Origin of the sequence: Pseudomonas sp. GM84 (assembly GCF_000282535.1) — a bacterium.
Lineage (GTDB): Bacteria > Pseudomonadota > Gammaproteobacteria > Pseudomonadales > Pseudomonadaceae > Aquipseudomonas.
Genome location: NZ_AKJC01000128.1, coordinates 1 through 10,543 on the forward strand (window position 1 = coordinate 1; position 10,543 = coordinate 10,543).

Sequence of the window (10,543 nt, forward strand, 5' to 3'; positions counted from 1 at the left end):
GCTCCCACAGGAGGATCACCACCCCCAGGCTTGCGTTGTGCCTGTGGGAGCCGCGCTTGCCGGCGATGGGCCGCGAAGCGGCCCCAACATCCTCAAGCGTCAGTTTGAGGTCACTTCGACAGGCGGGAACTTGTAGCCGCCCCCTTGCACCGCCTTGCTCGGTCCATACAGCCTCATGACGATGTACGCATCCTTTTCCGGAATGGGCAGGAAGTTGGGGTTGCTCTCGTCACCCTTGGCGCTCAGCTCGATGGTGTATTCGCCATTGGCGTCCGGTTTCAGCGTACGGTCGCCACGGCTATGGCGATTGAGCGCGTTATGCGCCATCAGGCGATTGTCCGAGCCATACACTGTAAAGGACCAGAACTGGCTCACATCAGGCGCCTTGAAGTGCATGGTGTAGGACTTGCCATTGGCGCCGTTGATCGGTTTGCCGTCGGCGGCTTTCTCGGTGCGCAAGTAGATGCTTTCATCAGGTGGCAGCCCCCACTGGCCGATGTAGGTGCCCTCGGCAAACAAGTCACGGGGCCCATCGCCCAACTGTTCACGGGTGCCCAGCAGCTTACCGGCATCGGTCATCGACGGTGCGAGTTCCTTGATGTGCTTCATGCCCAGTTCTTCGCCTTTCCTGGCAGCCGTCAGTTGTTCTTTGGTGAAGTTTTCCTTGCAGGGTTCGACACCGACTGCTTTGTACTGGTCGAGCCATTTCTTGTCGGCCTGGCCCATGTTGCCGTCGCAGAGCACGAAGTTGACCCGTTGCAGCCAGTTGGTCCTGGCCGGGTCGGGGTAGGTGCGCTGCTTGGCCTTTGGACCAGGCTCGCCCAGATAGGCCGAGAGCGTACGAACGTTCCAGTCATCCATGTAGCCGAGGGCCGTTTTCAGGTCTTGCGGACCGGTAGACATGATCCTGCCCATCACTTTCACCAGGTTGGATTCGACACGGATCACTTCGGTGACACTGCCCGGCACTTCACCCTTCCACTGCGGCGAGGCGAACATGAAGTGGCCACCTTTGGTGTCACGCGTCCGAGAGCCGATCATGGACGTGGTGTAGTGGCCCATGTCCATGGTGTGCAGGATCCAGTAACGGCCTTTTTCCATTTCCGGCACGCTGACGATTACCGGCTCGGCGGCGATATCCAGCCACCCCTGCAAGTGCAATGTGTCGTTGTTGATGGTGGGGTGGTCGACGTAGGTATCATCGGCGAGGTGGCGGATGTTCTGGAAGCGGTTGAGCGGGGTATGGGTTTTGACCGCCGTTTCGTAGAAGAACTTGTAGGCCTCATCCATGGAATAGCCATAGATGTACGCATCCTCGGCCAACTTGTCGGGGATCTGCGCGAAGGCCGGCACGGCAAGCGACAGCAGGGCGGCTCCAAGCAGCGTGGTTTTCATCACTACTCCTTTGGGCCGGCGAGCCAGCCCTGTCGTTTGTGTAACAAAATGGCAGGCGGCACTCAGGGGTTGACCCGCTCGAAGTCGGGCAACTTGAAGGTCTTGTCATTGAGCGCTTCTGTGGGGCCGTAGAAGCGCATTGCCGGCAAGGGGCGCTTGCCCGAAGTGGGAATCCAGTTGGCTTCCGCGCCCGGCGGCGCCTTGGGTCCGACATAGAGGGTCACACCGCCGTCGGCATTTTTCTTCATCTGGTCGACGTCGAATGACGACAGCGTGGTGCGATTGCTGTCGCTGTAGATGAACGAGAAGGTGGCACGGTCATAGACCGTCAGCGCCCAGAACTGCTTGACGGGCATGTCCTTGGGCACATCGAGCTTATAGAGTTGACCGGCTTCGAGCGGTTTGCCGTCCATGTCGGCCATCGCCATCTGGTAGGACGTGGCCGGTGAGGCGCTGAGCACCTTGGGCATGTAGGTGCACCAGAAGTACTCTGCTGCCCGTTCGATCAGGTCGATGCGATCGTCGTAGATGAACTTGAACTCGCGGTTGGCATCGGCCTGCAGCAGCGATACGTAGTGCCGATCTGGCCAGTACACACGCTTTGACATTTCGGTATCGAACCATTGCTGGAGGTAGAACCAGGCATCGATCGCCGCCTGGTGCATCGCCCGCTTGGCGGTTTCGTCCGGTGCGAAGGGTTTACCTTTCACGATGCCAAGCGACGACAACATCCCCATCATCACCTTGTCGTGCTCGCGTACAGGCTCGACGCTCATGATCGCGTGCATGTCCTCGAAGTGACGTTCGTCGTAGAACGGCAGTGTCGGGTAGCGTTCATGGGCGGGGTCGATGAACTTCTGCTGGGGAGGGGACTTGGCCTCGGACAGGTAGTACATGCGCAGGCGCTTGGCGTAGGCGTAGGCATCCTTCGCGGTCTTGCCCGGTGGCGGCACCGAGCGGAAGGCCAGAGCGATTCGGTAGTTCGGCGAAGTGACGTGGATGTAGCCCTTGGGAACTTCACCCTTGTAGTCAGGCGCCGTGAACAGGTACTTGCCACCTTTGCCTTTGTCGAGCCCGGCCGGACCGACATCGGCGATCGTGAGCTGCCAGGCATCCACCACCTGGCCGTAAAGACTGCCATCGGCATTCGCCTTGGGGATTTCCAGGACTACAGGGCCTTTGCGCAGGTCAGTGTAAGCAGCGATGTAAGGCGTGGTGCTGTTGGCCGTAATCGCTTCGAGCCGAGGCGTGGCCGTTGCCGAGTAAGCGATGATGTCGTTGTCCTTGTAGCCAAGATCCTTCTCGGCAGCACGACGGAACGAGTAGATGGCGATTGCCGGCATGTTCCAGAGGATGGCTTCGAACGCACGCTGGTACTTGATTTGGTAGTCGAAGTCTTTGATCGAAGGTACCGAGCCCTGTGGCGGCTGACCACCCAGTGGCTCCGTAGCCGCCTGCGCGGTGGCGATGATGCCGCTGACGATCGCAGTGGCCAGCAGGCACGGAAACAGAGTGGAAGTCATCCGAGTCTTCAATCCATCTACGGCGCTCATGGGAAACTCCTGGAGGGCAAGCAAGGCGACCGAAGTCTGCGTCAGCTCTAAGCTGAGCTTGAAGCAGTGTAGGTGAGGTTTTCGAGAGGGATCGAGCGTGCGCTTTTGGCCGAAAGCAGGCATCTGGACGTTGGGGCCGCTTCGCGGCCCATCGCCGGCAAGCGCGGCTCCCACAGGTACAACGCAAGCCTGAGGGCTGGTGATACTCATGTCGGAGCCGGCTTGCCGGCGATGAGGCAGGCACTGGCACAGCGCTTTGAACAAGTGTCTGTCTTGGGTCGAAAGTGGACGCTCAGCCCCCGGTTTGGCAGGCCACAACACCTCATGCCTATTCGTCCTGCAGCAGTTCCAGGGCGCGGTCGAAATCAAACAGTGCGATCTGCTCGGCAACTTGAGCCAGGCGCGCGGCCAGGCCTGGTTCGAGCGACAGTCGGCGCAGTTCCTCGAGCGCGCTCACCGCACTCGCATCGCTTTCGCTCAGTAACGATTTGAGCCGGGTCAGTCGTTGTTCCAATTCAGCTTGGTTTCGCGGCGATTCATGCGTATCGAGGGAAGCCACCTCGCCAAGCCCTGCCAACGCGGCCAACGTCGGGGCCAGGCAAGTCTGTGTCTGCGCCAACAGACGCTGGATGACCAGGTCTTCTTCTGCAGCCAGACAAGCCTGTTCCAGCTCTGCTGCAGCCTGGGCGATAGCCTTGGCGCCGATATTGCCAGCCGTACCTCGCAGGCTGTGGGCGATACGGCTTGCAGCCGTGCCGTCCGGGCCAGCCAACGCACGGCGGAACTGTTCGACGAAACTGGCCTGACCCTCGCGAAATTTCACCAGCAGCCGCAGATAGAGGCCGCGCCGCCCCATGCAGGTCGCCAGGCCCGCCGCCATGTCGATGCCTTCGATACTGGCAGGCAGATCACTCGTTCCAGGCTGCGATGCCTGGGGCGCTACAGGCTGGGAAGAGGCTTTCGGCCTGATCCATCTGGCCAGCGTGGCGAACATGGCATCGACATTCAGGGGCTTGGGTATGTGGTCATTCATGCCACTGGCAAGGGCATCTTCGCGGTCGCCCTCCATGGCATTGGCGGTCATCGCAATTACTGGCAATTGTGCAAAGCGTGGCTGTTCGCGGATCTTGCGCGTGGCGGTATAGCCGTCCATGACCGGCATCTGGCAGTCCATCAACACACCGTCGAAGCGGCTGTCGACCGCCAGGATGTCCAGCGCTTCCTGGCCATGCCCGGCCAGGCGCAACGTTACACCCACGCTCTCCAGCAGCTCACGCGCGAGCTCCTGGTTCATTTCGTTGTCTTCGACCAGCAGAAGTCGCGCACCCCGCAGGCCGGCCTGGTTGCTGGCGCTGTGCCCTGAACGTTCGGCGGCCCGGGTTTCGCCCTGCTGAACGCGCCCCAGAACCGTGCCAATGGCCTCGAGCAGCGATGAGGGGGTCACGGGTTTGGTGAGCACCACCGGTATCTGAATGCCTTGACGCTCGGCCTCCTCCTGAGCCTCGTCACGACCGAACGCCGTCACCATGATCACAGGCGGTGTATGCCGCAGGCTGTCCGCGTTCATCCGGCTCACGGTCTCCATGCCGTCCATGCCGGGCATCCGCCAGTCCATCAGTACAAGGTCGTAGGGTTGTGCCCTGGCCTCTGCGCTGGCCAGCAGGCCCAGCGCTTCCGTGCCGCTTTGCGCGACGTCTGCCTCCAGGCCGAAACTGCGCGCCATGGCACAAAGAATCTCACGGGCGCTGGCGTTGTCGTCCACCACCAGTACCCGCATGCCCAGCAGTTCGCCGGCATTGAACATGCGTTGGGCTTGAGCACCTTGCTGCAAGCCAAGGCGCACCTGAAAGTGGAAGGTGGAGCCCTGGCCGAGCGTGCTTTCTACCCAGATCCGCCCGCCCATCATCTCCACCAGCTTCTTGGAAATGGACAGGCCAAGCCCAGTCCCCCCGTACTTGCGCGTGATCGAGCTGTCGGCCTGGCTGAACGACTGGAACATGCGCTCGCATTGCTCGACCGACATGCCGATGCCGGTGTCGCGCATCCAGAAGTGCAATGACACCTGCTCGTCGGTCGCGCTCACCTCCTCCACCCCGGCCACGACCTCGCCGGTCTCGGTGAACTTGACGGCGTTGTTGCCCAGGTTGATCAGTATCTGTCCCAGGCGCAGTGGATCCCCGATCAGTGCAGTAGGCAGATCCGGTGGGGTTTGAAACAGCAATTCGAGCTTTTTTTCCTCGGCCTTCAGGCCGATCAGGTTGGCAAAGCTGTCGAGCACGTCCTCCAGGCGGAACGGAATGTATTCGAGGCCCATCCTGCCGGCCTCGATCTTCGAGTAGTCGAGAATGTCGTTGATGATGCCCAGCAGGTTCTCGGCGGAGCGATGCACTTTCTCGATGTAGTGGCGCTGCTTGCTGTCCAGGCCCGTGCGCAACGCCAGATGGCTCATGCCGATGATGGCGTTCATCGGCGTGCGAATCTCGTGGCTCATGTTGGCCAGGAACTCGCTCTTGGCGCGGGTCGCTTCTTCCGCCACCGCACGCGCCTTGATCAGCTCCGTGACGTCGATGTTGACCCCTGTCGCTCGCAGCGGGGTGCCGTCCGGGGCGCGCGTGAAGCGGCTCAAGGCTCTGAATGTACGTACCGTGCCATCGGTCTTGCGAATGACGCGAAAATCGAATTCATACCGATCGACACCGCTGGCGACCGCTTCTGCATAGGCCTGGTCGACCGTTTCTGCATCATCGGGATGCACCAATGCCTTCCAATGCGCCATTGTCCCCCCGAACTCACCGGTTTCCAGCCCGAACATCTTTTCCAGCTGGGGCGTCCAGTAGTCATGACCGGTCACCAGGTCGACGTCGAACAGCCCGATGTCACCCGCCTCCTGGGCCAGGCTCAAACGGTCACTGGCCGTACGCAGCCTGTTCTCCATCGCACGGCGCTCACTGACGTCGCGCACAGAAGCGCAGACGCAGACGCCGCGCCCTTCCAGGCTGGGCAGGTGAGACAGGCCTATCTCCACCGAGAACAGGCTACCGTCCTTGCGCACACCGCGCAGATCCTCCAGATCGACGCCCATTTGCCGCGTGGTGCCGCTGGTGATGAAGCCATTGCGCCAAATCGCATGCCGTTCGCGCGCATGCTGCGGCACCAGGCGTTCGACGCCAGACCCGACAAGCTCGCCCTGGTCGTAGCCGAACAATGCATCCAGTTGTGGATTGGTCATCAGGATGCGACCGTCAGCCCCCAGCACCAGCATGCCATCCGGGGAGGCCTCGATGATTCCGCGGTACCAGGCTTCGGTAGCCCGCAACGCCGTTTGCTGGGCTTCCAGTTCGGTCGCCTGGCGCTCCAGCAGGCGCGTCTGCACCGCCATCGCATCGGCCTGCCGCCGGGTTTCCGCCAGCAGGGCCTCGGCCGCTTCGCTGCGCTCCAGGATGGCCATGGCGCCGGCCAGCCTGGGCAGCACCTCTTGCAGCAACGCAGACTCCCGCTCCGCGGGTGGACGAAAACCGGCCAACTCCAGCACGCCGAGCAGGCGCTCGCCGCGCATCACGGGCTGGACCAGCAAATGGCTGGCCGGCAGTTCACCGAGCTGCGACCGTATGCGCCAGAATGCGTGGGGCATATCCGTCAACTGACGGGGTTCGTGATCGAGCGCACACTGCCCCAGCAGGCCTTCGCCCAGTGCGAGCCGTTCTGCCGGGGGACATTCTCCATACAGTGCATAGCCACCTGACAGCTGCAGGTGACTGCCCCCCTCGGGCAGCACGTAGAGTACCCCCTGACACGCCCCCAGCATCGGCGCGAGGCGATGCAGAAAAAAACGACCGAGCTGCTCCGGCGTTTCTGCCGCCTGAATATCGATCTGCACCAGCGATACCTGTGCCTTCAGCCAGCGCTGGCTCTCCAGCTGGCGGGATTCGACCTGGAGCTTGGCAATCGCTCGGGCCAGATCGCCGGTCTCGTTGCCCAGATCGGTATGGGGAATAGGATGGTCGAGTTGGCCTGCGGTGAGCTGATCGACGGCGCTGCGTACCCGTTCCAGCGGCTTGCGGATCGACAGGCTGACCAGCCATGCCAGCATCAGGGCCAGTACCAGGCCACCGAACAGCAGGACATAGGTCAGCAAGGTGCCCCGCTCGGCGTACTGGGTGATCTCGGTCACCAGATCATGCAGCGCCGCCTGCTTGCCCTGGGCGATGCGACCGAGCAAGGCATCGGCGCGGTTGTCCAGTTGCTGGAACTCATCGCCATAGATGAGCAGCACAGCCTGGTCCTGGTGCCCCTTTTCAGCCAGTTCGATCGCCTGATTGCCGGTTTCGAGAATACGTTCGAGCAGCGACTCGAACTCGGCAAGCCGGTCCAGGTTCTCGCTGCGAAACACGGTAGGTCTGGCGAGGGCCAGCGACGCCTGTAGATTTTGCTTGTCGATTTCCAGCTGTCGCAACGCAGCCATGCGCGTGCCCGCGCTGCGGGTGGCTACTGCCCGCTGCATGGCCTGACTGATGTGTGGCAACTCGACCCGTACGTCATGCAGGTGATTGGCGCCGGTCAGATCCTGGCGGTAGAGCTGCTGCAGTTCACGCTTGAGCTCCGACTGGATGCGCAGGCTCAGTACACCGAGCACCAGAGAAAGCAGTAGCAGCACGGTAAAGCCGAGAATCAACTTGCGACGTAGCGGCAGGCGCTCCAGCAGAGCGAGTGGATTCATCGACCAGCACTCCTTGGCGTTCGCGCATCAGCAGTTGTCATTCAGGGTTTCTGAGGACGTTGGCCCGATACGGTCAATTGCTCGACCTCATGTTCAGAGTCGGCGAAATGTTCGGCAATTTCCCGGAAGCGCTCGGCGTTGTTCAGGAAGGCATCACAAATGTCGGGGTCGAAATGGGTGCCGCGACCGTCGCGAATGATCTGCACCGCTTTCTCATGGGGCATTTGCGGTTTGTAGATACGGCGACTGATGAGCGCGTCATACACGTCCGCCACCGCCATCAGGCGCGCACTGATCGGTATGGCGTCAGCCGCGAGCCCTTGCGGATAACCGCTGCCATCCCATTTCTCCTGATGGCTGTAGGCGATCTCCTTGGCCAGGTGGAGGAACCCGACGCTCATTCCCAGTTGCTCCTCGGCATGTTGGATGGCATCACGGCCGAGGGTGGTATGGGTCTTCATGATTTCGAACTCTTCGGGCGTGAAGCGTCCGGGCTTGAGCAGGATGTGATCGGGAATGCCGATCTTGCCGATGTCGTGCAAGGGTGCCGACTTGAACAGCAGCCTGATGGTTTCTTCGTTGAGAAAGTGGCGAAAGCGCGGATGCTGGCACAACAGTTCGGCCAGCAGCTTCACGTAGTTCTGGGTACGCCGTATGTGGTTGCCGGTTTCGTTGTCCCGCGTTTCGGCCAGCGATGCCATGGCTTGTATGGTGACATCCTGAATCGCCGAGACTTCGCGCGTGCGCCGCTGAACTTCCTGCTCCAGATAGTCATTCTGGTCCCGCAGAAAGTCCGCCGCCGCTTTCACCTTGAGCTGGGCCTGGACCCGCGTCAGGACGAGCGGCGGGCTGATCGGCTTGGTGATGTAGTCGGCAGCGCCCAGCTCCAGGCCGCGGATTTCGTCTTCGCTGGAGGCCATGGCAGTGAGGAAGATGATTGGAATGTCCTGGGTACGAGGGTCTTGCTTGAGCGCCTCGGCCACCGCGTAGCCAGACATGCCCGGCATCATGATATCCAGGAGGATCAGGTCGGGCAGAGGGTCGCCCTCGAGGATGCGCAGTGCCTTCTCGCCGCTGTTGGCGATCTTGACGCGATAACGGTCCTTCAACAGATCGACCATCAGCATCAGGTTGTCGGGGGTGTCGTCGACCACCAGAAGGGTCGCCGATACAGGAGGGGGCTGCACGCTGTCCATTGATCTCAGCTCATCTGTCTATCAAAGAGAGAGTCCGAAACGGTGCCGTTTTGCTGCTGGAAGCGTAGCTAACAAAGTGTGCGATCGCCGGGCCGTCGGAGGCTGGCCAACCCGAGGCTGCAGCAAAGTCCGCTTTCGGCCAGTCGCGGCCGCTCTGCCCGGCACCTTTCATCGATTACAGTGATGATTACTATCGAAAGCCCAGCCTGTCGGGTGGCCAGGACCGCCCCCTATAATGGCTTCCACTTTCCCCCCGCTCCCCCGCCTGCTCCAGGCGACATTCCCCTCTGGAACCCCGCACCATGCCAAGCTCCCCCCAGGCCTCTCACGGCCCCCTCGAACATCGTCAACAAAGCGTCAAACAGCAATGGCTGGCGATTCTTTCGGTCGCCGTGGGTGCCTTCGCCCTGGTGACCAGTGAGTTTCTCCCGGTGGGCGTGCTCAACGATGTCGCCAGCGATCTCGGTATCAGTGCAGGCCAGGCCGGCCTGATGGTGACCCTGCCCGGCATCATGGCCGCCCTCGCCGCCCCTTTGCTGTCGGTCGGCATTGGCGCCCTGGACCGTCGCTACCTGCTGATCGGCCTGACGCTGATCATGATCATCGCCAACGCGGTCGTGGCCTACGCCAGCGACTTCAACCTGCTGCTGTTCGGGCGCGTGCTGCTGGGCGTCAGCATCGGCGGCTTCTGGGCTACCGCCATTGCCCTCAGCGGCCGCCTGGCCCCCAAGGGCGTAGGCGTGGCCCAGGCCACCTCGATCATCATGGTCGGAGTGACCCTGGCCACCGTGCTGGGTGTGCCCGTAGGCACCTGGTTGAGTGGCCTCATGGGCTGGCGCATGACCTTCCTGGCCACCGCGCTGGTGGGCGTGCCGGTGCTGCTGGCACAGGTCCTTCTGCTGCCGCGACTCAACCCGGACAAGGCCATTCGCATCAGTGACCTGCCAGCGCTGTTCATCAACCCGCAAGCTCGGGTGGGTTTGATCGCGGTGCTGTTGATTGGTCTGGCGCACTTTGCCGCGTACACCTATGTCGCCCCGTTCTTCAAGCAAAACGCGGGTTTCGATGGGCCGACTATCGGTTCGCTGCTGTTGCTGTATGGCGTTGCCGGGGTAATGGGCAACATCTTCGCCGGTTTCGCCGCCAATCGGAGCGTGCGTCACACCCTGATGCTGGTCGCCCTGATGATCGCCATCAGCACCGCCCTGTTCCCCTACTTCGCCACCGGCATGACGGGCGCTGCGATGCTGATCGCGCTCTGGGGCTTCGCCTTCGGTGCCTTCCCGGCCTGCGCCAGTATCTGGATGTTCGTCGTGGCGCCCAAGGACGTCGAACGCGGCATGCCACTGTTCGTCGCCATGTTCCAGGTGATCATCGCGTTAGGTTCGTTCTTCGGCGGGCAGATCGTCGACCAGCTGGGCAGCTCGGTGCTGTTGAGCCTGGCCACGGCCCTGGTGGGTTGTGGTTTCGTTACGGTGCTGGTGCTGGGGCGTAATGTCAGCAATCGCCTGGCGGTTAGCCAGACTGCTTGACCATTGACCCACAGATGCACCTGTGCCCTCAAGACTCGCGCTGTATCTGTGGGAGCAACTGTCTTGCTCAATTTCTAAAAGCTGGGGCGATTCCTGTGGGAGCGGGCTTGTCCCGCGAACACCGGCGAAGCCGGTGCCATGCTCCGCGCT

Annotated in this window: 5 protein-coding genes; 1 reads left to right on the plus strand and 4 read right to left on the minus strand. The window is 61.8% G+C overall.

Going from position 1 to position 10,543, the window contains the following annotated elements:
• Positions 1 to 99 precede the first annotated feature (99 nt).
• From PMI38_RS11470 to PMI38_RS11485, 4 genes are all read right to left on the minus strand, one after another.
• Positions 100 to 1,395, minus strand: coding sequence for a DUF1254 domain-containing protein (locus PMI38_RS11470; protein ID WP_008093969.1), 1,296 nt, complete (start codon positions 1,393 to 1,395; stop codon positions 100 to 102).
• Positions 1,396 to 1,457: 62 nt separating this feature from the next.
• Entirely contained in the window at positions 1,458 to 2,948 is a 1,491-nt protein-coding gene (locus PMI38_RS11475) for a DUF1254 domain-containing protein (RefSeq protein ID WP_008093972.1), read from the minus strand.
• A 328-nt stretch (positions 2,949 to 3,276) separates the two neighbouring features.
• Positions 3,277 to 7,665: a response regulator gene (locus tag PMI38_RS11480; RefSeq protein WP_008093973.1), complete on the minus strand. Its 4,389-nt coding sequence runs from the start codon at positions 7,663 to 7,665 to the stop codon at positions 3,277 to 3,279.
• A gap of 41 nt (positions 7,666 to 7,706) precedes the next feature.
• Entirely contained in the window at positions 7,707 to 8,861 is a 1,155-nt protein-coding gene (locus tag PMI38_RS11485) for a response regulator (protein WP_008093974.1), read from the minus strand.
• A 302-nt stretch (positions 8,862 to 9,163) separates the two neighbouring features.
• On the opposite strand from PMI38_RS11485, the gene PMI38_RS11490 reads away from it, so the two are divergent.
• Complete coding sequence (locus PMI38_RS11490; RefSeq protein WP_008093975.1) at positions 9,164 to 10,393, plus strand: MFS transporter; 1,230 nt, start codon at positions 9,164 to 9,166, stop codon at positions 10,391 to 10,393.
• Positions 10,394 to 10,543 lie beyond the last annotated feature (150 nt).